The 26,152-nt window shown below is 39.2% G+C and carries 24 protein-coding genes and 1 riboswitch; of the genes, 9 read left to right on the top strand and 15 right to left on the bottom strand.

The features are described 5' to 3' along the window. Positions 1–10 precede the first annotated feature (10 nt). Genes NFR44_RS06285 through NFR44_RS06275 form a run of 3 tightly spaced genes read right to left on the bottom strand, consistent with a single transcriptional unit; the run spans position 11 to position 2,802 of the window. Positions 11–1,672 (bottom strand): propanediol/glycerol family dehydratase large subunit, encoded by a 1,662-nt coding sequence (locus tag NFR44_RS06285; RefSeq protein ID WP_251442302.1) that lies wholly within the window; start codon positions 1,670–1,672, stop codon positions 11–13. A 27-nt stretch (positions 1,673–1,699) separates the two neighbouring features. Beyond that, the gene (gene pduB / locus NFR44_RS06280) at positions 1,700–2,515 is read right to left on the bottom strand and encodes a propanediol utilization microcompartment protein PduB (RefSeq protein ID WP_162099467.1); all 816 of its coding nucleotides are present in this window, start codon (positions 2,513–2,515) and stop codon (positions 1,700–1,702) included. After that, on the bottom strand, positions 2,515–2,802 hold the full coding sequence (locus NFR44_RS06275; RefSeq protein WP_251442299.1) for a BMC domain-containing protein: 288 nt from the start codon (positions 2,800–2,802) through the stop codon (positions 2,515–2,517). The genes pduB and NFR44_RS06275 overlap by 1 nt, the downstream gene beginning before the upstream one ends. A gap of 295 nt (positions 2,803–3,097) precedes the next feature. Between NFR44_RS06275 and NFR44_RS06270 the strand changes: the two genes are divergently transcribed. The 3 genes from NFR44_RS06270 to NFR44_RS06260 all read left to right on the top strand — a co-directional run bounded on the left by NFR44_RS06270 (position 3,098) and on the right by NFR44_RS06260 (position 7,084). Further along, positions 3,098–3,982, top strand: a complete 885-nt coding sequence (locus NFR44_RS06270) for a PocR ligand-binding domain-containing protein (RefSeq protein WP_251442296.1) — start codon at positions 3,098–3,100, stop codon at positions 3,980–3,982. 53 nt (positions 3,983–4,035) lie between these two features. Beyond that, positions 4,036–5,271: a M20 family metallo-hydrolase gene (locus NFR44_RS06265; RefSeq protein ID WP_251442287.1), complete on the top strand. Its 1,236-nt coding sequence runs from the start codon at positions 4,036–4,038 to the stop codon at positions 5,269–5,271. Positions 5,272–5,842: 571 nt separating this feature from the next. Then, positions 5,843–7,084: a sodium/glutamate symporter gene (locus NFR44_RS06260; RefSeq protein ID WP_251442285.1), complete on the top strand. Its 1,242-nt coding sequence runs from the start codon at positions 5,843–5,845 to the stop codon at positions 7,082–7,084. 282 nt (positions 7,085–7,366) lie between these two features. On the opposite strand, the gene NFR44_RS06255 is transcribed toward NFR44_RS06260, so the two are convergent. The 5 genes from NFR44_RS06255 to bioD all read right to left on the bottom strand — a co-directional run bounded on the left by NFR44_RS06255 (position 7,367) and on the right by bioD (position 12,258). Beyond that, on the bottom strand, positions 7,367–8,323 hold the full coding sequence (locus NFR44_RS06255; RefSeq protein WP_277612778.1) for an AEC family transporter: 957 nt from the start codon (positions 8,321–8,323) through the stop codon (positions 7,367–7,369). Positions 8,324–8,330: 7 nt separating this feature from the next. Further along, entirely contained in the window at positions 8,331–8,720 is a 390-nt protein-coding gene (locus NFR44_RS06250; protein ID WP_251442267.1) for a hypothetical protein, read from the bottom strand. Between the two features lie 265 nt (positions 8,721–8,985). Further along, positions 8,986–9,810 carry a class I SAM-dependent methyltransferase gene (locus NFR44_RS06245; protein ID WP_251442265.1) on the bottom strand — a complete coding sequence of 275 codons (825 nt, stop codon included), beginning with the start codon at positions 9,808–9,810 and terminating at the stop codon, positions 8,986–8,988. A gap of 230 nt (positions 9,811–10,040) precedes the next feature. Further along, positions 10,041–11,390, bottom strand: coding sequence for an adenosylmethionine--8-amino-7-oxononanoate transaminase (bioA, locus tag NFR44_RS06240; RefSeq protein ID WP_251442263.1), 1,350 nt, complete (start codon positions 11,388–11,390; stop codon positions 10,041–10,043). A 178-nt stretch (positions 11,391–11,568) separates the two neighbouring features. Then, positions 11,569–12,258 carry a dethiobiotin synthase gene (bioD, locus tag NFR44_RS06235; RefSeq protein WP_251442251.1) on the bottom strand — a complete coding sequence of 230 codons (690 nt, stop codon included), beginning with the start codon at positions 12,256–12,258 and terminating at the stop codon, positions 11,569–11,571. A 442-nt stretch (positions 12,259–12,700) separates the two neighbouring features. Here bioD and NFR44_RS06230 point away from each other — a divergent pair, with 442 nt between their 5' ends. Genes NFR44_RS06230 through NFR44_RS06220 form a run of 3 tightly spaced genes read left to right on the top strand, consistent with a single transcriptional unit; the run spans position 12,701 to position 16,350 of the window. Then, the gene (locus tag NFR44_RS06230) at positions 12,701–13,447 is read left to right on the top strand and encodes a DeoR/GlpR family DNA-binding transcription regulator (protein WP_251442248.1); all 747 of its coding nucleotides are present in this window, start codon (positions 12,701–12,703) and stop codon (positions 13,445–13,447) included. Beyond that, on the top strand, positions 13,444–14,340 hold the full coding sequence (gene pfkB / locus NFR44_RS06225; RefSeq protein ID WP_251442240.1) for a 1-phosphofructokinase: 897 nt from the start codon (positions 13,444–13,446) through the stop codon (positions 14,338–14,340). The genes NFR44_RS06230 and pfkB overlap by 4 nt, the downstream gene beginning before the upstream one ends. Before the next feature lie 9 nt (positions 14,341–14,349). After that, positions 14,350–16,350, top strand: a complete 2,001-nt coding sequence (locus tag NFR44_RS06220) for a PTS fructose transporter subunit IIABC (protein WP_251442237.1) — start codon at positions 14,350–14,352, stop codon at positions 16,348–16,350. Between the two features lie 223 nt (positions 16,351–16,573). On the opposite strand, the gene NFR44_RS06215 is transcribed toward NFR44_RS06220, so the two are convergent. Then, on the bottom strand, positions 16,574–17,122 hold the full coding sequence (locus tag NFR44_RS06215; protein WP_251442234.1) for a GNAT family N-acetyltransferase: 549 nt from the start codon (positions 17,120–17,122) through the stop codon (positions 16,574–16,576). Between the two features lie 256 nt (positions 17,123–17,378). Next, positions 17,379–17,487, top strand: a riboswitch (TPP riboswitch). A 163-nt stretch (positions 17,488–17,650) separates the two neighbouring features. Between NFR44_RS06215 and thiW the strand changes: the two genes are divergently transcribed. From thiW to mscL, 3 genes are all read left to right on the top strand, one after another. Continuing rightward, entirely contained in the window at positions 17,651–18,172 is a 522-nt protein-coding gene (gene thiW / locus NFR44_RS06210; protein WP_251442230.1) for an energy coupling factor transporter S component ThiW, read from the top strand. A 66-nt stretch (positions 18,173–18,238) separates the two neighbouring features. Further along, positions 18,239–19,435, top strand: coding sequence for a putative hydroxymethylpyrimidine transporter CytX (gene cytX, locus NFR44_RS06205; RefSeq protein ID WP_251442218.1), 1,197 nt, complete (start codon positions 18,239–18,241; stop codon positions 19,433–19,435). 308 nt (positions 19,436–19,743) lie between these two features. Further along, positions 19,744–20,202 carry a large-conductance mechanosensitive channel protein MscL gene (mscL, locus tag NFR44_RS06200; protein WP_251442216.1) on the top strand — a complete coding sequence of 153 codons (459 nt, stop codon included), beginning with the start codon at positions 19,744–19,746 and terminating at the stop codon, positions 20,200–20,202. A 288-nt stretch (positions 20,203–20,490) separates the two neighbouring features. Here the strand turns inward: mscL and NFR44_RS06195 are convergent, their stop codons facing one another. The 6 genes from NFR44_RS06195 to NFR44_RS06170 all read right to left on the bottom strand — a co-directional run bounded on the left by NFR44_RS06195 (position 20,491) and on the right by NFR44_RS06170 (position 25,882). Further along, positions 20,491–21,816, bottom strand: coding sequence for an amidohydrolase (locus tag NFR44_RS06195; RefSeq protein ID WP_251442187.1), 1,326 nt, complete (start codon positions 21,814–21,816; stop codon positions 20,491–20,493). Further along, positions 21,817–22,296, bottom strand: a complete 480-nt coding sequence (locus NFR44_RS06190) for a hypothetical protein (RefSeq protein WP_251442184.1) — start codon at positions 22,294–22,296, stop codon at positions 21,817–21,819. Beyond that, positions 22,296–23,084, bottom strand: coding sequence for a DUF3100 domain-containing protein (locus NFR44_RS06185; protein ID WP_251442181.1), 789 nt, complete (start codon positions 23,082–23,084; stop codon positions 22,296–22,298). Before NFR44_RS06185 ends, NFR44_RS06190 begins: the two co-directional genes overlap by 1 nt. 254 nt (positions 23,085–23,338) lie before the next feature. Then, on the bottom strand, positions 23,339–24,457 hold the full coding sequence (gene hydE, locus NFR44_RS06180; RefSeq protein ID WP_251442178.1) for a [FeFe] hydrogenase H-cluster radical SAM maturase HydE: 1,119 nt from the start codon (positions 24,455–24,457) through the stop codon (positions 23,339–23,341). Between the two features lie 92 nt (positions 24,458–24,549). After that, entirely contained in the window at positions 24,550–25,302 is a 753-nt protein-coding gene (locus NFR44_RS06175; RefSeq protein ID WP_251442175.1) for a YaaA family protein, read from the bottom strand. Further along, complete coding sequence (locus NFR44_RS06170; RefSeq protein WP_251442172.1) at positions 25,280–25,882, bottom strand: hypothetical protein; 603 nt, start codon at positions 25,880–25,882, stop codon at positions 25,280–25,282. Before NFR44_RS06170 ends, NFR44_RS06175 begins: the two co-directional genes overlap by 23 nt. Positions 25,883–26,152: the final 270 nt, after the last annotated feature.

Below are 26,152 nucleotides of genomic sequence, written 5' to 3'. Positions count from 1 at the left end.
GGATTCCTCCTTATATATCTCGTGGATTAATTGCATTTGGAATATTTTTGATGGTTTCCCAATCTTCGCCTTCCAAACGATAACCAGTACCTACGCCAGCATAATCATTTGGATTATTAATAGCGGAGTTTACATTAAATTTATCGTCGAAAATAGCAGCCGTTTGTAAATAGTCACCAGCAACTTTTTGTTTTAACAAGTTAAGTACACTTTGAGCAATATCATTAAAACCACGTTTAGCGAGGCCTTTAACAAAGTCAATACCAGTTACGCCACGAGCCATAATATCAGCAGCCCCTTTAATGTCCGCTACTTTATCACGTTCAGGCATATCTTTGGAACCATGTGCATAGGTTGCTGCTTCTACTTCTTCATCAGTAATAGCTGGCAAACCTAATTCAGCAAATAAGCCTTGAAGAGCACGCGCCGCTTTATTACGAACTGCTACCACTTCTTCTTCACGCACTGGTTTCAAACCACCGTTAACTTTGAGGTCACGTTGAATAATCGTCCAGTCATCATAATCTTCTGCATCCCAGTTAGAGCCAGCAAACATGTTGTCATAGTTTGGCGTAGAGCTATAACCAGAGCAAATGAAGTCTGTACCAGGGCAGAACTGCATAAGTGTACGTGCTGTACGACGTAAGTCGGAATGACTGAATGTTTGGTCATTACTAGAAGCACATTCAAGATCGAGCATAGCAGCAATTAAGTTTTCTGCAATAACAGCACGAATACCAGATGGTACAGCTGCTGGAATACCGATACAACTTACAGAACCATTTTGGATACCTTGTACGCCAGCCCCTTTAGTAATATAGAGACAACGTGTTTCAAGGTATAACATGGATTTACCTTCCGCTTGGCCCATCTGTACTTCTGAACCAGTACCAGAGGTGAAACGCATTTTTAAACCACGAGAAGCATAAGCAGATGCTAAGAATGCTTTAGACCATGGTGTATCATCACCATCAGTAAATACATCTTCCGTACCATATACGGAAATAGTTTCTGCATAAGCTGTGAAACCACGCATACCAAGTTCCAATTCAGTCGCTTCTTCCAAGGAGCATTGAGTCAATACGCCTGGGCGACCTGCTTGGGAACCAACAAGAATACTAATAGCGTTTAATGGTGCATAACGAGCAACAGCTACTGTAGTTTCTTCTTCCGCAAAACCACGGAAAGCTCCTTCAGCCGCATCCGCTGCGATTTGTACAGGATTATCGTTTACATTAGTTACATGAGCTTGGTTAGCCATAGTGCGACGAGCACGCATTTTTTGCATACATTGCATCATTTCAACAACATTGAAATGACTTACTACTTCTACCATTTTCGCTGGTGTCATAGATTTTGCTAAACTAGCAATTTCACTGCGTGGCACAGTTGGTGTCAAAATCATATTAGCGATTTGACGAGAATCCATAGCCATAACTTCTTCAGCTCGTTCTAAGCGAACTGCATAGTTAGCAATAAATGTATCAATTAAGTCGAAATCTTCACGACGCTTGCCGTCAAGTTCAACAATTTTACCATTTTCAATGCGGATACTAGGCTTTGGATCTTGTGGGGATTCCATAGCTATAAAGCCTTCTTCTACCCACTCTTTTACATATCCATCCTGATTAACAGGGCGCTGACTTAATACTTCAAAACGTTTTGATCTCATATTTCAAGCTTCCTTTCTGTATAAGGTTTAGATATAAGAAGGGGCATCATTTTTAGGTTCGCTACCTAAGGTACCTAATAATTCTTTACCGATTTCACGAGCAGTAATAACCGCTTGACGAACAGCACCGGAATCACCAGAAATTTGTAAAATTACTTCGTTGGAGAAGCTTGTGCCATTAGCTGGGGATGCATAGCCAATTACATCAACATTAGCAGCTTTAACAGCAGCATCAGCCATAACTACACCAATAGCAGCTGGAGCGCCTACAATAAGACCAAAAGCTTTGCCTTCTGGTGCGCCAAAAGCGGTGTTAATCGCATGACTAGCACGAGCTGTATATTGTAATTCAATATGACCTGCTTCATTGCCATATACGTCGCCAAATGTGCGTTCCACTTCTTTAAGTGTTACTTCTACAGCACGTTTTACATCAGAAACATCATCGCCACCAAAGATAATCAAAGAACCATGACCAGCGCCACCTTTAGTGTCACGAGCTAATTCAATACTTACGATTTCTGTGTTGGTTGCTTTTACCGCTTCGTCAGCTGCCATAATGTGTGGACCGGCACCAGTACGAGCACCTACAACACCAATTGAACGATATTTTTTTGTCAATTTCATTGCATCAAGCACTTGCTGATCAACATTTGCTATTACTAAACCAATTGTGTCACCGAATTTAGCTGTGCCAATAAATTCTGTTAAACTGCAACTATTCGCCATAACTTGTTCCGCTCCTTTGCTTTCACTTTGCTTGTCTGCTGTTGCTGATAAAGTATCAGCTTTGCTTAATACACGCTTTAGAATTTCGTCTACCATTTTGTCCGTATTACTCATTACGCATCACCTTTTTCCTTTAAGAGTAAGCGTTCCACTTCACTATGAGGGCGTGGAATTACATGGGTAGATACGACTTGGCCAACTCGTTCTGCTGCCGCAGCACCTGCATCTACAGAGGCTTTAACAGCACCAACATCGCCACGTACCATAACTGTTACCAAACCAGACCCAATTTTTTCAGTGCCAATTAATGTTACATTAGCGGCTTTTACCATGGCATCAGCTGCTTCAACGGCCCCTACAAGGCCTTTTGTTTCAACCATGCCTAATGCTTCTTGCGACATACAATTCATCTCCTATCTTTGGCGCAATCCTATTTTTTTACCACAATTAGTGCGGTTCTGTGTAAATTTAGTATACAAAATAACAGTATTTCATTTTTTAACACATTTTTGTTAAATTACATTATTTCATTCTGCTTTTAACAATTTTTTGTTATAATAAGTATTATCAAAAGTCATAAAATTATAGTAAGTTCTGTATTAATCATGATTTTTTATCATTTCAAGTATTACTACTTTTTAATCTTTTTTTATTTTCTTTGTACGCCCATACAACAGAAAAAAGGGGGTGGCAACGGTGCCAACCAGTAATTTTAAGACTGAATCAACCATGATTAATGAAATCATGCGCGATTTTACTAACATCACAGATTTAGCAGCTGTATATGTAGATTTACGAGGCCGCGTATTGTCCAACAAATATAATTTCAGTAAGTTCTGTAAATACATTCGCAGCCATCCAACCTTATCTAAACTGTGTGCTTATTGCGATGCTTATGGAGGCCTAGAAGCCTCTAAAGGACGCTGTCCGTCTGCTTATCGCTGTCATGCAGGAATTATTGATATTTCTGTACCCATTATTCATAATGGCCATTTATTAGGTTATATTGTAGCTGGTCAGACCATTGCTACAGATTCACAAATGCCCTTAATCACGGCTCGTAGTGAATGGCAAAACGATAGTACCTTAAAAAGTTACTATCGCCAATTACCAAACTATTCATCAGAAGAAATCACCAGCGCTACAAAGGTTCTAAACCTTATGGCTGGTCATCATTTCCCTGATATACTCAACATGAGTCTGGATTTACCAGAGTTACAAAGTACAAATTGCAGTAGTTGTCAGCAAATGAAAACTACCTATCGTCCAGAAATTAAACGAGCCTTAACTTATATCGATAAAAATCTCTGCCATAATCCATCCTTACGGGATATTGCTAATCATGTATACTTAAGTGAGTCCTATCTGTCTAAAATTTTTAAACAAGACGTGGGCTTATCCTTAGTACAATACATTAATGAACGCAAATTAGAGCAAGCTAAACTCATGCTTCGTGGTTCAGATTCTTCCATTGAATCCATCGCTCGTAATCTAGGCTATAATCGCCCTAGTTATTTCTGCAAAGTATTCAAAGAAGCCACTTCTGAAACACCACATTCATATCGTAGAAAATATAAATAAAAAATCCGTTAAGTTTACAACGCCGTAAACTTAACAGATTTAAAGGAGCCCTCATGATTCAACAAGACCGCTTACAACATCATCTGCAGCAAATGCTTACCCTAAGTACAATCGAAGGTGTACCAGGAATTAATCGAGTTGCCTTTACCGATCAAGACTGGGCTGGTCGTGACTACTTAATTAACTGTTTAAAAGAACTTGGCCTCACCTTACATTATGATGACTTTGGCAATGTAATAGGTCGTTACGAAGGCTTGGATTCCCATGCCCCTGCTATTATGATGGGCTCTCACACTGACAGTGTGCCACAAGGCGGCCACTTTGATGGTCTCGCTGGTATCATCGCGGCTATTGAAGTAGTTACCGCCCTAAAAGAAAACGAAATCCGCCTGCAATCACCTATTGATATTGCCCTCTTTATGTGTGAAGAATCAAGTCGTTTTGGTTCCGCCACCTTAGGCAGTCAAGCTATGCGTGGCCAATTAAGCAAACAACGGCTCATGCAATTAACCGGTAAAGATGGTCTTAGCCTGTATGAAGTCTTACAGCAACGAGGCTTTGACCCTGAAAAAGTGCCGCATCAATCCTATACAACACCACTCAAAGCCTTCCTAGAGCTTCATATTGAACAAGGGCTTGTATTAGAAGCTACCAAACATCAAATTGGTATTGTAACTGGCATTGCTGCACCAACCCGCTACAAAGTTCATATACACGGCACAGCTGGTCATAGTGGTGCTACCCCTATGGATCATCGCTATGATGGACTCTGTGCAGCTGCGGAAATTATCTTAGCTACGGAAACTATTGCTAAAACAAACACAACGATTCCTGTAGTGGCTACCATTGGCGTAATTGAAGCAACACCAGGTGTAATGAATGTAATTCCTGGAGAAGTCACCTTAGGACTTGATATTCGTAGTATTTCAGACACCGCCAAAGAAGATGCTACTACTGCCATCTTACAAGCCATTGAGTCTATTAGCAAAACTCGTCAAATCCCTATTGATACTGAATTGATTGCTAATGAAAAACCACTAATGATGAGCGAAACTATGATTAATGCTATGGAAAATGTAGCCAAAAAACATAATTATAATTATATGACCTTACCAAGTGGTGCCGGTCATGATGCTATGAACTGGGGCGATTATACAGAAGTTGGTATGATTTTTATACCTTGTGAAAAAGGCATTAGCCACAATCCAGCCGAAGCAATCGACATAAATGATTTAATAGCAGGCGCACAATATATGCTTGATTTGCTGCAACATTTAGATACTTTATAGACTATGTAGATACCTCATAAAAAAAGAATATTTACTTTTATACTGCACTTATATACCTGTCGGCTATAAATGCAGTATTTTTTATAACATAGCCTAACAAAACGTCTTTATCTACATAACATTCGTCTGTCAAATAATCTTTTTTAATGAAAGTTTTCTGAATTTTATCGTATAAACAGTCGCATTTATTGTAATGAATACACAAATTATAGAATATATCACCATTTTTATTCAAAATCCTAAAACACTATAATTACAGGTACAATAAGGCTATAGAGGTGTACATGATTTTTGTATACATAGAAAATTTTCGTAAAACTATTGTATTTTTAAGCAACCACATAGTATAATTAAGTCAGTCGTAAAATTACGTGCAAGAAAGTACCCTTCTATATGAAATCTACTTTCCCAAGTTAAATTATATTTGATCTCATATTACGCAAGTTGAAATCATTTTCTTTGTTAGCCACGCCTATAGCTAACTTCATTCTTAGAGCGTATATGAGAGGCCCCGAAATTTAACCTAACATATGGAAGGGGTAATTCACATTGCTTAAAGGAGGCGTTGTTTATGGGCGCAGAAATCTTGACAGTCAAAATTAGCAGTACGCAAGCTGTCGCACTCGCATTTGTAACGTATTTCATTGGGGTTTGGATTAAAAGCAAAGTATCTTTATTTCAAAAACTCAGCTTACCAGCCGCAGTAATCGGTGGTCTACCCCTAGCTTTTATCCTATCAGGTTTACGTGTAAATGGTATTCTTCAAGTTGATTTTGATAATACCCTCTCTACCGTAGCATTGTTAGTATTTTTTACTACCATTGGTATGATGGCCAGTCTAAAGTTAATTAAATATGGTGGTTTAGCACTAATTCTTTATTTAGTCATTTCCTCCGTACTTGGCTTCTTCCAAAACTTACTTGGCATGTCTATTGCTGGTGCTATGGGTATTGACCCTCATTATGGAATTCTTGCTGGTGCCGTTTCACTCATAGGCGGGCTTGGTACTTCTGCCGCTTTTGGTCCTTATTTTGAATCTACTTATGGCATCCAAGGCGCTACCACAGTAGCTATTACAGCTGCCACCTTTGGTATGGTAGTGGCCCTCGTGCTTGGTGGCCCATTCGGTGAATTCTTAATCAAACGCTATAATATTAAAACACCAGGTGCTCATAAGTCAGAAAATGGCGAATCAGCTGCCACTACACAATTAGAACCACATGTATTTGATATGTCCATTCTTGAAGAAGAAGAAACTACAGATGTAAATGGCGTTTTAAAAGCTGCAGCTTTCGTTTTCGTTGGCGTAGGTCTAGGTGCTGTACTTAGTGATTATTTAAATACATTCATTACGTTACCAGCCTATATCGGTGCTATGCTCATTGCTGCCGTTATCCGTAATATTGGCGACTTTACTGGTGCCTATCGTGTACAAGGGGGCGGCCTCAACGTAGTATCCGAAGTTGCTCTTACCGTATACGTTACTATGGCTATTAATAGCTTGAAACTATATGAACTTGTTAACCTTGCTCTTCCATTAGTGGTTATCTTAATTGCACAAACACTCTTAATGATTGCTTTTGCTTGGCTCGGTTACTTCTTACTCTTCGGCAAAAATTACGATAGTGTAATGCTTGGTGTCGGTGGTATCGGCTTTGCTATGGGTGCTACAGCTAACGGCTTAGCTAACATGCAATCCTTAGCAGAAAAATATGGCCCTTCCCCTCGTGCATGGCTCATCGTATCCCTCGTTGGTGCCTTCCTCATTGACTTTGTCAATGCCATTATTATTACCTGGATGGCCAATTGGTAAGCATCTCGAGGTTTATACAGCAGGTCAGATCAGACCTGTTTACTGAGTAAACTCTAATAACTCAATATTTCTATTAAAAACAATTAAGCCCCTACAACAGTGCTAACAAGATTAAGTTCTTACGAACAATAATCTACAGCACCATCGTAGGGGCTTCTTTCTATTCATTTATTTGTATTATACATCCATTTACACATTCAGTTTACAACATCTAGCTTACGCATCCAACAAGCCTGCTTATAACCGACTCACTATAAACACACCGAGCTAAAGCATATAACGCTATTTCACTAACATTATAACAACAGGTAAGGTAACAGCGGATAACACGGTGGTTGCCACGACTAACTGCGTGGCATATTCTGTTTCTGTCTTTAAAACGCCCGCAATCAGTGCGGTCGTCACGCCACTAGGTACAGCGGCAGAAATAACAAGCACTTGCATAACAAGAGCAGACACAGGCTCTACCAACACATCATAGGCTGCAATGGTCGCCCAAGCCACAAGGGGACCTATTAACAATCGCACGGCACTGCCCCACATAACTTCCCGATTAAAGAAGTTAAATGGCGTCCGAGCTAATTGAACGCCTAAGGTAAATAAAGCGACCATCACGAGGGCATTACTTACATTCATAAGAACCGGCCAAAAGAAAGTGTCTTTAATAGGGATAGCGCCAAAATTACAAAGCAACGCACCAGCTACCGCGTAAATAATAGGCATTTTAAATACAAGCAAAAATGCATCATAGCGGCTCATTTTACCTTGTCCAGCAAAATAAAAACCAAAGCTATTAGTCACTATATTTTGCCAAACAAATACTACAATCTGAATGGCAATAGCCGCTTGGAGCCAAATGGGTTGCCCATTCTGCAAGAAAGGATCATTGGAGTAAATAAAAACAATAAGTGGTACACCAATATTGCCGCAGTTATTAAATAACACTGCATTTCTAAAAATGCCGCACTTTTCTTTTTGCAAACGGAGGCCCTTTTCAAACAACAGACTAGCCAGCCAAGTAGCAATAAAACCAATGATTGTAAGCCACACTACTTTTGCACTTTCGGCGGTCACTGTATAACTATAGGTATTCGTAAACAAAAAAGCTGGAGCCACCACATAAAAATTAATCTTACTAAGTGTATCTAAATCCAGGTGAAACTTTCTATCCATAAAATAGCCAATTAGTACAAGCATGAGAATTGGCATAACAGTTGTCAAAAAGATATGCAATATCATCGGATTCTTAGGCACCCCATACTAATTTATAGATATCTTCGCCCATCGTACCTTCAGTCACAGCTTGCGGTTTCGTATCATAGGTGTATTCTACATCATTATAAGGAATCCCATTATTATGGAAATAGCGAATTTCCAAAGTCTGAATAGTGCGGGCCGATTTTTTTATTTCCATTTTTTCAAAATAATAGTCGCCCCCTGGTTGTACCACGCGAATCCAAAGCTGCGCTACATCGTCTTCCTTATCTACACTACTATTATCAATCGACAAAGTATTATCATGGCTATCTGCCCCAACATAATACCAATAATCTTGTGCCTGTACTGAACTCATCAAGCCAGCACTCAAAGCGCCCACTAAGCCTAATACAGCTAATGTTTTTGATATATATTTCATAAACTCGCCTTCTTTCTACTAATATTAACAATCAAAACATATGCACTTAGCTACTTATTAGTAACACTATGCACCCAAATATCAAATCATCGAAATTCGTCTAACTACCATTATACCCGCTTAGTCATAGTTTGCAAGTCTCAATAGTTAGACAAAGACTAAAAGCGGTTTGAAATGAGGACTCATTCCAAACCGCTTTTTATGCAATGTATTCTATCTCAAAACATATTATCATTTACTTCATAGACTATACTAATATGTTTGCTTACTTCACAGACCAAGAAATCCATGCCACTTTATCTTCTGACGTATTACGAATTCGTCCATCAGCTTGACGATATGGTGCTAATAGTGGCAAAATCTGTTCTTTCATGGCTTCTACCGTACCCCATTCTTCACTATGAAGACGCATTGTAAAATAGCGTAATGCCTCTTCTTCTGTAAAGAATTCTTCTTCTGGGGTTGTAATATATTCTACCTTAACATTTTCCCCTACGGAATTAGCCATATTCAAAACACCATCAATATTAGCTTGCCAATCAAAATCATCCACTCCATAGAAATGCTCTGTTAAGGCATCTACAATTGTATCTTGCCGTCCTGCAAAAGCAACTAACAAGCACTTATCACGACTAGTACGGCTCATAGCTTCAATATTTTGTGGGTCAAACATAACTGGGCAGAAGAAACTATATGCCAAATCAAAGGTTTTATCCCAACCTAACGTCAAACGTGTAACTTCACTCCAAGGAGCAACATATAAATCAAGATCTAACTCTTCCTTTTCAGCTAACTGACGCCCCCCTTCAATCATGCCGTTAGACAAGTCAATGCCTGTTGCTTTATAGCCTAGTTTAGCCAAACCTAATGCATAATCACCAACGCCACAACCAATATCTAAGGTGCTACCACCAGTAGCAGGTAATAAATTATGCTTTTTCAAAAAGCTAATAAAATAGTCAACTTGTGCTGTTCGTTCTATTTTTTCATGTAACTCTACAAAAAACTCTGACCGACTATTCCAAGCATCACGCTCTACTTGCCATTCTTCATTATTTGTATTTACATTTGTTACCGTTGTATTACTCATAAAAGTCCTCCATATAACGCTCTCTACGAGATGCGTCAAGTATAGATATATAGTTTAAATGATAAATTTTATCATATTTAATATTTTCTATATATAGATTACTCTTATTTTATCATAATAGCAAATGCAAATTATTAATAATGATTATATTAAGTTGAAAGTTATTCGCAATTATCGAACTAAAATAAACTACTATCTAATGTCCATACTAACAAACGATATACTAACCATCAGCCTAATACTTCATCAAAGGATGCAACGGTCCGACGAATTGCCTCTTCTAAAGTTTCCTCACTAATTGTCAATGCAGGATTAAAGTATAAAATATCCCCTAAAGGACGCAATAATAGACCTCTATCCAAGGCTTTTTTGTAAATCTCATAGCCTGTCCGAGCCTTACTTGGCAAAGGCTCTTTCGTCTTAGGATCTTTAACTAATTCTATGGCATTTATAAGACCAATGTGACGAATTTCTCCTACATTTGGATGATTTCCCAAAGCCTCTTGTAACGCCGCATGTAAAAACACAGCTTTCTGTTGTGCTTCTTCCATAACACCATCATGTTGCAAAATATCAATCGTTGCTAACGCAGCAGCACAACCTAATGGGTTACCACTATAAGTATGACTATGCATAAACGCTTTATATTCAAAATAATCTGCATAAAAAGCATCATAAATAGCATCTGTTACAGCCATAATCGACATCGGCATATAGCCCCCAGTCAATGCTTTGGAGATTGTCATAATATCAGGTGTAATACCAGCATGATCACAAGCAAATAATTTACCCGTACGACCAAAGCCTGTAGCAATTTCATCAGCAATAAGTAGTACCCCATATTCATCACAAAGAGCTCGAAGTTTTTGTAAATAAGCAGGCGGATATATTCGCATACCAGCACAGCCTTGTACAATAGGTTCTACAATAACAGCCGCTAATTCATGACTGTGCTTAGCAAAATTTTCTTCCATATGAACAAAACATTCACAATCACAAGTTTCTCGTGTTTTAGCATAAGGGCAACGATAGCAATCTGGCGCTTCTGTATGAATCGTTTCCATCAACATAGGTTGGTACATTTTTGCAAACAAATCCATACTGCCTACCGCCAAAGCACCCATAGTTTCACCATGATAGCTTTCACTTAAGCACATAAACTTCTGCCGTTCGGGATGACCCGTTTGGTATTGATACTGAAATGCTACTTTGAGAGCGCACTCAACAGCACCGGAACCATTATCATTAAAATGTAATTTATTTAGCCCTTTAGGCAAAATTTCTACTAATTTTTCAGCTAATGTAATAGCTGGTTTATGACTTAAATTAGCAAAAATTACATGCTCCAACGTATCTAATTGCGACTTAATGGCTTCATTAATCTTAGGATTGCAATGACCTAATAAATTACACCACCAGGAACTGATAATATCTATATATTCTTTCCCATCAACATCATATAAATACGAACCTTTACCATGATTGATTACAATAGGTGGCAATGTTTCATAATCTTTCATTTGCGAACAAGGATGCCAAATATGCGCTAAATCTTTTTCAACCCACACCTGTGATTTCATGTGTATCACCTCTATGAATACTCGTAAATACCTCTAACTACCTAATCTAACTACCTCTATTTTGCTTTATATCTTATATCTTTACTTTATACTTTATACCATACCTTATGCCTTACACTTTATGCCTTGTACTTTATGTTTTATATGTCTTCCCCGTAACAGATTTTCCTCGCATACCTTATACTTCCTCATATAAAGCAGCTAAGGTATCAGGGCTAACAGCTAAATCACTAGCCCCTTCTGGCACACAGGCTATAACAGGTACTCCAGTCAAAGTTTCAATCATAACTTTATTATCCTGTTCCATGGGACTATCTGTATAATAGTTCAAAATAACACCCTTTACAGGAATATTACGAGCTCGTAAATATTCAATAGTAAGCACCGTTGCATTAATCGTTCCTAAACCAGCATGAGCCACCAATAAAGTTGGCAAATGGAACCACTGAATCACATCTTCTAGGAAAATCTGGTCTGTTTCATCATAACGAAGAGGGCACATAATGCCACCACTGCCTTCCATCGTCACATAATCATACCGTTTCTTAGCCGCTTCAAACGCCGTAGTAATAACACTCTGTTCTACTGGATGTCCCTCCCATTGAGCCGCTAAATGAGGTGACACTGCATGATCATATAAATAAGACAATAATGTTTCATCAGGAGCTTCTAGGTGCGCTACTTTTTTTACATAGCCAGCATCACTAGCTGCAATAGACGGTGCACCACTAACAGCCGCTTTATAATAACCAGCCTCATAGCCACCTTCACGCAATGCTTTAACTAGCAAACCGGTAATATAGGTCTTACCCACATCTGTGCCTGTCCCGACAACAAATAAACCCCTGCTCTTTACATCTTGTGCCATAACGAATCCCTTCCTACCTGACGCTACCTAAATACCAATATACCAAATCGCTTATATATACGCCTTACATAACAACCTCTTTTGTTATCCAGATATCTATGCAAGGTTTACAAAGTAATTTCAATGTTATTTAACCATGTAGGCTTACTATTGTCAACTCCAATCATTTAGGTATGGTTTACTATATTGCTAACACATCTAATACGTCAAGCTAATATATACTATGCAAAATAAGCATTATAATAACTATTTTATCGTTATTGATTACTTTTGAGCAAATAAAAGGTTTTATCATTGACTTAATGAGCGTTTATGATTATATTGTAAATAAGCTGTAAAATATACTAAATATATTAAACTATCTCTATACATGTATTTATATAATATTTGCACATATTTATAATATATGTATTCGTAATGTATCTAATGTTAGGAGCTACTCATGTTATCTGAAGAACGCCAATCTTTAATTCTCGATAGACTTCGTATGAAACGAGCTGTTACCGTTCAAGAATTAGTGCAAGACTTAGATTCTTCGGCGGCGACTATTCGACGCGATTTAACCGAACTACACAACAAAGGCCTTTTACAAAAAGTGCACGGTGGCGCTGTTAGTTGCGATGTAGATTATTTCACTACAGAACCAGATATTAACACTAAGGCTAGCTTATTTACCGAAGAAAAAGAAGCGATAGCCCGTGAAGCAGCTAGTCTCATTGAAGACCATGATTTTATTTTCATCGATGCTGGCACTACTACGGAGCATATACTCCCTTATGTAAAAGCACAAAATGTTACATTTGTAACTAATGGCACTTCTCATGCCGCCTTCTTAGCGGCTCGTCACTGCCGTGTTATTTTACTAGGTGGTCAAGTAAAAGCTGTCACTGGGGCTATTATCGGTGACACTGCCTTACAGCAATTAGAAGTTTTTAATTTCACCAAAGGCTTCTTTGGTGCCAACGGCGTTAGTATTAAAGGAGGGTTTAGCACTCCCGATCCAGCAGAAGCAGCCATTAAAGCTAAAGCTATGCAACGTTGCCACCACGCCTATGTATTATGTGATTCTTCTAAATTTGATACAGTTTCGCCTATTACCTTTGCAACCCTAGAAAGCGCCACAATTATTACTACCCGTGTAAAAGGGGCTTACGCCTCCTATACAACTGTAAGAGAGGTATTGCCATGATCTATACAGTAACATTTAATCCCTCTTTGGATTATGTTATGCGCTTACATACGTTTCAACCAAATGGTGTCAATCGAACCTATGAAGATTTCATTGTTGCTGGTGGCAAAGGCATTAATGTATCGATAGTGCTACGCCATCTAGGCCACGACAATACAGCCCTTGGCTTTGTTGCCGGTTTCACAGGCGATGAAATCATTCGCCAACTTAATCAAGAGGGCTGTAATGAAGCCTTTATCCGATTACCTCAGGGCAATTCTCGTATTAATGTAAAATTAAAAAGCCAAGGAGAAACGGAAATAAACGCCCAAGGCCCTACAATTACTGAACAGGATATAGAAAAACTATATACTCAATTAGATAGCTTGGTAGCTGGTGACATTCTTGTTTTATCTGGCAGTATACCAAAAGGACTACCTACTACTATGTATCGGCAGATTATGGAACGTCTTCAAGGGCGTAACATCCAAATTATCGTTGACGCCGCCCAAGATTTACTACTGAATGTATTAGCCTATAAGCCCTTTCTAATCAAGCCAAATCATCATGAACTAGAAAGTGTATTTCAGACAACCTTTGAAACGGAAGATCATATCATCGAAGCCGCTCGCCAATTACAAGCTAAAGGAGCGCGTAATGTATTAGTATCTCGTGCAGGTGAAGGCGCTATACTTCTCGATGAGCAAGGTCAAGTACGCACCAAACAAGTACCTACAGGGACCTTAGTTAACTCAGTAGGCTCTGGTGATTCCATGGTAGCAGGCTTCTTAGCAGGCTATTTAGAATCACAAGGAGATTATGATAAAGCCCTGGCTATGGGGGTTGCCGCTGGCTCTGCCTCAGCGTTTCAAGAATGGTTAGCCAGTCGAGCTGACATAGAAGCATTACTGTAGGAGGACATTATGAAAATTACGGACTTATTAAAAAAACAATCCATTCAACTGCAAGCTTCACCTACCACTAAGGAAGAAGCGATTCGACAATTAGCCGACTTAATGGCCGCCAGCGGCAATATAACCGATAAAGAACAATATATTAAAGATGTCTTTACCCGTGAAGAATCAGGTTCAACTGGTCTTGGTATGGGGCTGGCCACACCTCATGCTAAAAGTTCTGGAGTGGCTACCCCAGGACTAGCCGCCATGACAGTACCAGCTGGAATGGACTTTGAAAGCCTCGATGGCGAACCATCACGCTTATTTTTCATGATTGCTGCCCCTGAAGGCGAGGCTGACACACATGTACAAGTACTCGCTAATTTGGCTACACTCATCATGGATCCTGATTTTAAAGAGGCTTTGATAAAAGCACAAACGATTGAAGGCTTTCTTGCTTTAATTGATATTAAAGAGGCCGACCAATTCAAACCTAACATGACAGAAACGGAAGCATTAGCTATGGTAGAACAAAATGTAACACCTGTAACTACCGCTGCCCCTATGGCAACAGAGGATACTAAAGCCGGTACCTCCACAGAAACAGCAACATCATCAAAAGAAAATACCGCTACTACTAATCACTACCAAGTATTAGCCGTTACAGCCTGTCCTACTGGCATCGCTCATACAGCTATGGCTGCTGAAGCACTAAGTCGTACAGCTGCCGACATGGGCATTTCTATTAAAGTAGAACAAAACGGTGCTAGTGGCGTTAAAGATGCGTTAACTGCTGATGATATTGCCAATGCTACTTGTATCATTGTAGCGGCTGACAAAAGTGTCCCTATGGCTCGTTTCAATGGCAAGCCCTTAATCCAAGTTAAAGTAGCTGATGGTATTAATAAAGCTAAGGAACTTCTTACAGAAGCAACGACTGGCACACCGCCACTTTATCAAGCTAACCAAGAGGATATCAACAGCCAAGCCGTAACAGCAAATGATAGCATAGGTCGTCAAATTTATAAGCACTTAATGAATGGCGTTTCTCACATGCTACCGTTCGTTATTGGAGGTGGTATTCTCATTGCCTTAGCTTTCTTATTTGATGATTTTAACCCTGCTGACCCAAGTAAATTTGGGTCCGGCACAGAGCTCGCGGCCTTCTTTATGAAAATTGGCGGTGCTTCTTTCAGCTTTATGCTACCAGTGCTCGCTGGTTTTATCGGCATGAGTATTGCTGACCGTCCAGGTCTAGCCGTCGGCTTTGTCGGTGGCTACCTAGCCAATGCAGGTGGTTCTGGTTTCTTAGGGGCCTTGTTAGCAGGCTTTGTAGCGGGCTATTTAATGCTCCTCTTGAAAAAAGCCTTTGCAGGCTTACCTCATACCTTAGAAGGTATCAAACCAGTATTACTATATCCTGTTCTGGGCGTACTTCTTATGGGCATTATAATTACCTTTATCATTAATCCACCTGTAGGGGCCTTAAACGAAAGTCTTATGAACGCCTTAAAAAGCATGAACACAAGCAGTCGTATTGTCATCGGTCTCATCTTTGCGGGTATGATGGCCGTTGATATGGGTGGGCCTGTTAATAAAGCGGCCTATGTAATTGGCACGGGCTTATTAGCTACTGGTGAATATGGCGTTATGGCCGCAGTTATGGCCGGTGGTATGGTGCCTCCATTAGCCATTGCCCTATGCACTACCTTCTTCCCTAATCGCTTTACCCCAGCAGAACGCAAATCAGGCATTACTAACTATGTTATGGGCTTCTCCTTTATCACAGAAGGAGCGATTCCATTTGCTGCAGCAGATCCAATTCGTGTCATTCCGTCTTGTATTGTCGGCGCTGCTGCTGCAGGTGCCTTATCTATGGCCTTCGAATGTACTTTACGAGCACCGCATGGGGGTATCTTTGTAGTACCAACTATTGGAAACCCGCTCATGTATTTAGGAGCTATCCTTATCGGTTCTGTTATAACAGCGCTATTATTAGCTATTCTTAAAAAACCGCTAAAAAACTAAATGCATAGTATAATGTTTATTTTTAAATAAATACTTCCTATAAAATCTTTCTTTTAAAATTTTATCCTGCAAAAAAGCCCTTATTCAGCAACTAACATGCTATATAGCATAGTAGTAACAACTGAATAAGGGCTTTTCCTTTTTATTATTAAATTACCATACATTAACTATTTGAGGTACAATCCCAACATCTACAATTAGACATAATATCTAAGATTAAACACTACTTAGATTGACCAAACTCAGCTTGTAAAGAAGCCACGGAACGACGCAACATCCAATCGATGTCAACTTTATCGCCTACAGGAAATTGATGCTCACTAAAACGTTCAAATTTATATTTTTCATAAAAACGTTGCGCTTTATAATTTTGGTCCCAAACGCCTAACCATACCCATTCACAATCGGTTTCACAAGCTACTTGTAACGCTTTTTCAAACAAAAGGCGACCTAGCCCTTGCCCCTGAAATGCCTTTAATACATAAATTCGTTGTATTTCAAAACCATTAGGTAGTTCCTGTTCCGTTTGAGCAGCGCCTTGATTAAGCTTTAAATATCCCACTACTACACCATCGACTAAGGCAAAATAATGTTGTGATTCACTATCCATAACTTCAGCTGCTAAGGTTTCAGGATTAAAAGCCGTATTAAAATAGTCCTCTAATTCGGCCTCTGTATTATGATGACCAAAAGTTTCTCTAAATGTTTCTATAGCTATACGTTGTAATTCTGAAATATCATCAAGTGTTATCTTTCTCAAGGTAAGACTCATGCCCCTCACTCCTTTAGTCTATAAATACTTAATAATTTTTAAAAGAAAAAGCATACTCTACATATCTTCTAAGACCTAATGATATGTACAATATGCTTACGCACACTACCCGGTGGCAGTTACTATTTTAATGATTGTATTATAATAACATAACTAACAACTACTGTAAAGAATATCTACAACCTCTAAGCTAAGCAATTTAAAATATTCACAGATAGGAGTTGCATAATCTAAGTGAGCTGTGCTATAATCACGGTATAAATTTCAGGGGAGCTTATATTTGTAGGCTGAGAGGAAGTCATCTAACTTCGACCCTTATACCTGATACGGATAATGCCGTCGTAGGAAGATGTTATAGACGACACAAACTCTTGCAGAGGTACCGTATTTGGTGCCTCTGTTTTTTTATACAGTCTAATTATAGACCAGCTGGCGGGGGAGCGCCCGACAGTTGTCATTACAGCGATGGGAAGCCGTGTTCCGGCGTGAGAGGAGACCATTCAGTCTCGACCGCAATAGGTGTTTGTAATGAATCCATCTTTAAGTAATGTAAAAAAAGTAACCATTGCCAGTTTATTAGTAGCCGTTGCCGTAGTGGGCAGTACCTTTTCCTTTCCCGTAGGAATTAGTAAATGTGCGCCTATACAACATATGGTAAATATTCTTTGTGCTGTTTTCCTAGGCCGCTATGCAGGCGTAAGTGTTGCCTTTTGCGCAAGTAGCTTACGTTTACTTCTTGGTTTGGGTAGTATCTTAGCCTATCCAGGCAGCATGTGGGGCGCCCTCTTAGCTGGGATTGTTTATCATCGTACGGGAAGTCTAATACTCACCTTAATTGCTGAAGTCTTCGGCACTGGTATTTTAGGTGGCTTATCGGCATATCCGCTAGCCATTTTAGTGCTTGGCAAAACGGCGGGGCAAATTGCCTTTTATACCTATGTGGTTCCTTTTTTAATTTCTACCATAGGTGGCTCCCTATTGGCAGGAATTTTACTGTTCACATTACGCCGCACAGGAGCTTTACGTAACTTACAACAACATACCTTATAATTGGCAGTAAACAGTTAGTTAACTCATATAAACCTGCCAAGCATAAGCCGTTGGAAAGGGTATTCTATGAGTACAACAACAATTCCTAAAACTAAGCTTTTATCCCACAGTTTATTATGGTTTGGCGCCGCCTTGTCAATCGCTGAGATTTTTACAGGCACCTTATTCGCGCCACTGGGATTTACGCAAGGACTTTGGGCTATTATCTTAGGCCATCTCATCGGTGGCTCCCTCTTCTTCTTAGCCGGTCTTATAGGCGCCCAAACAGGCGCTAGTGCCATGGAAACAGTACGCTTTGCCTTTGGGCGACAAGGCGCTTCAGGCTTCGCGTTAGCCAATGTGTTACAACTCATCGGCTGGACTACCGTTATGATTATAACCGGAGCCGCTGCAACTGATGCCATTTATCCCTTAGGAACCACCCTATGGTCACTTATCATTGGTGGCCTTATCATTCTTTGGCTACTACTAGGCTTTACAAATTTGACCCGCCTTAACTTAATAGCAGTGACACTCCTATTTATACTAACAGTTTGGCTTAGCTTCATCATCTTTAATCCACAAGCCAGCATAGCTCAAATAGTGCCTATAACCGATAATCAAGCCCTTTCTTTTGGCGCAGCAGTTGAATTAGCTACCGCCATGCCCCTTTCTTGGCTACCTTTAGTATCAGACTATACGCGCCACGCGGAAAAGCCTCTAGGCGCCACTATTGTAAGCACGCTAACCTATACAGTAGTTAGTATTTGGATGTATGTAATTGGCCTTAGTTCTGCCATATATGCAGGAGAAACAGATATTGCAGCCGTTATGCTCAAAACAGGGCTTGGCTTATGGCCATTACTCATTATAATTTTTGCAACAGTTACTACGACCTATCTTGATGCCTTTTCCGCCGGTGTAAGCGCCGTCAGCATTTGGCCTCAACTATCTGAAAAAAAGACCGCCATTAGTCTAACAATTATAGGTATATTGCTAGCTATTTTTATACCTATGACAGAGTATGAAAACTTCTTATTTCTCATTGGTTCAGTATTCACGCCCATGATTGCGATTCTCTTTACCCAATACTTTCTCCTTAAGCAGGATGCATCTGGGCGTAAATTTTACCTACCCAACCTAGCCTTATGGCTATTTGGTTTTATTCTATATCGCAATGTATTGACCTATGAAACACCAATGGGCACAACCTTTCCCGTTATGCTTATTATTGCCGCCCTTACCTATGTAACAGGCCGTTTCGTATCATCGAAACGTAGTTAATATTCATTGTAAATTATAATAAGACTATGTCATGAAACATATTTAATAAATCAAGCCGTCATAAAGCACTTATATTATGACGGCTTAATCTATTCGCTACACCTACAAAAATGCCTGTAAAACGGCTTTCACTACTATTTTATACGGCATAACATTCATATCGAAATTTATAAATTTTCTTGTGTACAGTCCCTACAAGTTATGCTATACTATTTTCAGAAATTATAGATATAATACCATACAGTTAACAAAGCCACATATAAAACTAACTATATGTGATGTAAGGGTATCATTAGGAGGAATGAAACATGAGCGATTTTATTAAAGGTTTTAAAGAATTTGCCTTACGAGGCAATGTCATTGACTTAGCAGTCGGTGTTGTTATTGGTGCCGCTTTTGGCAAAATTGTATCGTCTTTAGTTAGCGATATTATTATGCCTCCAATTGGTTTGGTTCTTGGTGGCGTTGATTTCACTGATTTCTTTATTAGCTTAAACGGGCAACAGGCAGCTACTTTAGCAGAAGCCAAAGCAGCTGGTATTCCAGTTATTGCCTATGGTAGTTTCTTAAATGCATTAATCCAATTCTTAATCGTAGCATTTGCGATTTACCTTGTAATTAAACAAGTTAACCGTCTATTCCCTAAAAAAGAAGAAGTTGTTGAAGATCCAACACTTTGTCCGTTCTGTAAACAGGAAGTAGCGGAAGATGCTACTCGTTGTCCACATTGTACATCTGAAATTACACCAGAAGTAAAAGCTTCATAAGAAAACCTATATTAAAGAGGCAGAAAGTGCTTAATATACACTTTCTGCCTCTTTTTTTATACAACACACTATTATAAATACCATTGCTACTAAAACCGTCAATTAAAATCAATATTATTTTATGTATATTTTATTATAGATGAGTTTATGTAATATAACATTTAATATCTAAAATCTCTGAACACGCAAAAAAGGGGCTATAACGGAGATAGTAAATATATCTACTATCTTTTGTTATAGTCCCTTTTTATCATCTCTGATTTATAGATTTTTTATTATAACTTTTTATTATTCTTTATTTTCACTAATACTATCCATAAGTGCAATGTATTCTTCCTTAGTAAATACAGGTTCATAATTTGCTTTTACTGCTTGAGCACCTTCTGCTTCACCATATAACAAATCAACAATTGTCATAGCCAAAGCTTGAGCCGTTTTTGTAAAAGCTACCTCTGGCACAGAGATTTTATAATCAGCGCCATGTAAAACACCTTCAATACAACCTACCCATGGATGAATTACAGGAATAATATGTGCCACATCGCCCATATCAGTACTGCCAGCCATATGAGGCCCTTGTATTACATTCGCTTCACCAAATAGAGGTATGGAGTTCTCTTTTAAGAATTGATTCATAGTCGTATCATTACGCATAGGCATATACCCAGGTAAGTCATTGATTTCACAGGTAGCTCCTACCGCATCAGCCCCTGCTTTAAGAGCTCGATTTACCTTCTTATTAGCCTCTATCATGCCTGCCACATTAGACGCCCGCACATAGCTTTCCATCGACACACTATCAGGCACTACATTCACTAGACTACCACCACTATTAATAATTGGATGGAAGCGGAAATAATCGCTTTCCTTAAAGGTATCACGAATGGCATTAACACCCATCACACCTAACATAGCTGCTTGCAGTGCATTAACCCCTTCATGAGGTGCGGCTGCCGCATGAGCTGCTTTGCCATGATAGGTAATTAATTTACCAATAAACCCATTAGAAGTAGAGCCAAGCCCCATTTCACCAGTTGGCGTAGTTGCTGTTTCTACATGCATTTGCATGGCCATATCAATATCATCAAAAGCGCCTTCATAAATCAGCTGTTGCTTACCACCTAAATAACGTATTTTTCCTGCTTCACGCAAAGTATTTCGATAATCTATCTCTACATACTCTTCAGCAGGTACTGCAAATACAACAACTTCGCCATTCAATTCCTCTAATACACCTTCGGCCTGCAAGCCAATCGCAACGGCTAACATATTAGCAATTTGCACATTATGCCCACAGCAATGAGCCGCTCCAGTCATCACATCAGCACGCGGATGTTTAGGACAAATAATAGCATCTAATTCGCCAATCATCGCTACGCGATACGCATCACTCTTCCCTTTCAAACGACCTTTTACACCTGTTAAGGCATGGCCCGTTGTAAAAGGAATATTAAGTTCTGTAAATAATTTTTGTACTAGCGCTGTCGTTTTCGCTTCTTTATATCCTAATTCAGGTGCCGCCATGATAGTCTCTGCCACATCCATTAATTTAGGCATCGCCGCTTCAATGGCACGACATACCCGATCTTTCACTTCTGCTTTAGTTAAACCCATTTAGATAACTCCCTCCCAATGCAATACAACTTGTGCTACTAAAACAGCACAAATGAATGTTCCTGCCGCTACTGCCAAGGCTACTGGAATAATACGCCAGGACAATTGTTTAAAAGCACCTAAATCTTTACCTAAGGACAAACCAGCATACGCTAATACAGGAGTTGTTGTTGCTAAAAAAGTAACCTCAGCCGCTTGCTTAGTAATCCATTCACTCCCAGGCACACCAGGGATTGATAATACAACGCCTAAAATAGAAACCCAGAATACCATCGGTAATTTATTAAAACCTGGAATATAGGATATAACAGCACCAGTAAACGCAATAGCCGCTAATACAAAGCAACCTACCATACTAGGCCCGAATGCATGTTTTCCATCTAACACATTGCCTATAGCTGTAATCACTGCTGCAATGATAACAACAATTAAAAATTGGATAATTTTTTCTTGAACTGTCATTGTCTTTTCCCCGCTCATTAGCGCACCTCCTTCGTGTCATGACCTAATGCACGTGAGCAAATCGTATACAAACGTTCCATAACTGGCAAGGAGATAAATAAACTAAAATACACCCCTACCACAGTGGTCAATAAATTGGCAGCGCCTGCCATGGCCATAATTTCACGTTCAAATTCAGGGTGGACCGCTACGATTGAGCCTGTAGCCGCCGCCATCATACTAGCACTACCGATACCAGCGCCCATAGCTAAAGCCAATGGGTGGAACCACTGTAATTGCGCTACCATACCAGCTAATACGGAAATCCACATTGCACCAAATAAAGTACCGCAAATATACATCCCCATTACACCTCGACCTTCTGGAGAATGGAAGCCATAGCGATCGATAATAATTGCCACATTCGCTTCACGGTCAATGGAATAACATGCGCCTACTGCTTCACGGCGCATACCTACTAACAAGGCAATTGGTAAACCGAAAATAATAGTACCAAAGAAATGACCAATTTCTTGTAAAATCAAAGCCCAGCCTGAGTTTAAAATAATATGTAAATTAGGTCCAATCCCCAAGCCAACCTTTGTCATAAGCAACATAATTGAAATATTAAGATAATCAGAGGCCGCTATCATTTGTTCCTCTGTCACAATTTTCAATTTAGGAATTGATACAACAAGACCAATTACCAAAGAATAGAGTAAAGGCAAAAATACAATAATACCAAATTTCTGAATGCCTATCCACTCCGCCACCAAAGTAATAAGCAAGCACAGCAGATGAATCTTCCAATTTTTCAATAGCTCCATCGTTTTGTCCTCCCACAATATATAAATGTATACTCAAAAATATACATTTGATTATACGCTAAGTCATTATAAATGCCAATACTAATAACATACCAATTTGTAATACCTCTTAATAAATTTGTAATATTTTTAATAAGTCTATCATTTTTATCCTCTATCCCCCTATTATCTATACGTTGTAACAAAAAACAGGCAATTACTAAATTAGTAATTACCTGTTTCATACAATTTATTAACTATACAAACTAATCGGCTTAATATAAACCAGTTCGTTTGCCATAGTGTTTAGAATCACCATTTTGTTTCCAGCCCACCATATCACCTATGGACATAACGCGACGGGTTAAGCAATCCTTACATTTATCCGCATTATCATCTACACAAGGCTTATTATCATACAATAAATATTTAGCCCGATGCTCTGGAATAGTAATAATCGGCATTAAAATATTAGCCCCTGCGGCTAAGCCTTTCTCACGCCCCAATGGATCAAGCGCTTGTAAAGCGGTAGTGGCTGCTATATTTACATCCTTTAAGAATAGACGAGTTAAGGCAATCATTTTTAGTCCTAATTGAATGCGCCGTAATTTGCCAGCCTTATCATCTAGACCCATAGCCAAGGCTTCTTGTCCTAATGGCGTATCATGATGCACTACATAAGGCCCCATGCCAATCATATCAATATCCATATCACGATAGAATAAGATATCATTCACTAAATCCTCTTCCGTCTGATGAGGCAACCCAATCATAACCCCAGTGCCTACTTGGAAACCTACTTTGCGCAAGCTTTTTAAACAAGCTACTCGTTTTTCAAAGGAATGAAGCTCATCATTCGGATGAATCTTACTATATAATTCAGGATTACTTGTTTCAATCCGTAACAAATAACGGCTAGCCCCAGCTTCTACCATACGGCGATAAGCTTCCTCCGACTGCTCCCCTACACACATAGTAATGCCCAAAGAGCCATCACCGATAGCCTTAATATCACGAATTAATTCAACCACATAATCAACAAAGGCTTCATCACTGCGCTCACCGGACTGTAACGTAATAGAACCATATTCATGATCATACGCCCACTGCGCCATTTTTATAATATCTTCGCGATTCATATCAAAACGTTCTGTTTTGTCATTTTCGCGGCGAATTCCACAATATTCACAGTTTTTTATGCAGCGATTTGAAAATTCAATCAAACCACGATAATACGCCACTTTATCTACATAACGAGCTTTTACTTCATAGGCTTTTTTATAAATAGCCTGTAAGTCAGCTTCATCAGTAACACTCATCAAGAAACGTAATTCTTCCACGGTCAGAGTGTCAGAACCCACTAAGTCTTTCTTCAAAATATCTTGTACTGTCATAGTCACTCTTACTGTTCTCTCTTTACTATATTAACTAACTTTAATTATATGTCATCCTCTTCACCGCCGCACAACTCTCACTTACTTACTAATTAAGAGTTACGATGATACGCCACCACTAATGGCTCGGTTAACGTAGTTGGTAATTCTGTATAACGTGTGAATTCACCAATTTGTAACGGCAAATCAAGCCAAGACATCGCTCCATGCGCTAGCATATAATGAGCTAATTGCCCGCGCATTTGTTTAGAGGAGGTACTTAACTGCTTCCAAACGCCTTGTTTGAACTCTAAAAATTCTACTGTAACCATTCGTGGATGATCCACTAATTTGTAGTATTCCTTAGAAGCTAAATTCAATAACCAATCTTCTGCAGCCAAGGCCTTTGTCACTACAGGCGTCCAATACTCATACAAAGATGTATAGCCACCTAATGGGCCATCTGCGGGGGCGCCGTTAGGAAAAATTCGATCTACTAAATCAAGTCGATACGCTTTAATCGGACTCAAAGGACTTATAAGACCATATAAAGCAGACAAAATATATACATGGTCAGCACCAAACTGCTGTGCCGCTTCAGATAAGCTAGACCAAGCCAGATTTTTAAAAGCTAAACCATTATAACTTTCAATCGCTGTACCAGTGGGTAGCGTTTCATAGTCTTTATAAAACACTACCAAAGGCTCTGCTTTAGGTTCAGCGAGCTTTAATGCTTTACCTAATTCGGACGCATTTAATGTTTGAAGATGAGAAATAATTGCTGCAGTCATCTCACTTTGAAATAGTGGCGCCCTTGGTTCACCTTGCAAAGTCTTAGTCTTACTAGGAGACAGGAGTATTTTCATCGATTTCAATTCCTTGCTGCCCATCACCAGCTTCACTTAATTCAAGAGCCAAACGTTCTTGTACTGCTTCACTCCAAATTACAAGAGGTAATGCAACAATAAACTTAGCCTTCATCTCTTCACATAAAGATATAACTTCACTTAAATAAGGAGATCCTTCATCAATGCCATCAATAAGCAATACTACATGACGATTTTTCAAGCCCGCTCCACTGTAGGTAATCTGCTCCCCATCATAGAAAATATCTTCGATAAAAATTTTGTCATGCATGAATTCATCCATGCGCCGTAAAATTAAACGGTCTAACAAAGCACTTACTGGTGTTGCCACAGGTTCCGCGGTTGCTAAGCCTTCTGGCTGTACCCGCACGAACACGGTCTTTTTATTATGCCCTTTGCGGTATTCTAATAAAGCACGCTCCGTAGCACCAAAGAATAAAAAGTTTTGTGCTGGATCTAAGGTATCGCTTTGAAATAAATCTATAATCGCACCTGATTCGGCTGCATTCAATTGTGATTGCAGCTGAACCGACACATCTTCAACAATCTCTTCATAGTCAGAACGAAGAACATCTGCCATAGTTATTACCTCCTATTTACAAATGAAATCATGACACTGAAAGAATTAATTATACAATCGCTAAAAGCGCTTATATTTTCTCATTAATTACATAATTATAGCATATTTTCAAGCTCCATGACTATACGTCTAGGAAAAGGCCAACGCCTACTCCTACAACACAAAAGAGTTGGGAGATACTTATTAAGTGCATACTCCCAACTCTAACTAGTCTAAGCTAATATACTAATTATAAAATTTTTTCACTAATAGCTTACGCTTCAAACATTT

This window comes from Veillonella intestinalis (assembly GCF_943193155.1).
GTDB classification, from domain to species: Bacteria; Bacillota; Negativicutes; order Veillonellales; family Veillonellaceae; genus Veillonella_A; species Veillonella_A intestinalis.
The sequence above is the reverse complement of the archived record's forward strand: the minus strand, read 5'-3'. Positions and strand labels throughout refer to the sequence as shown.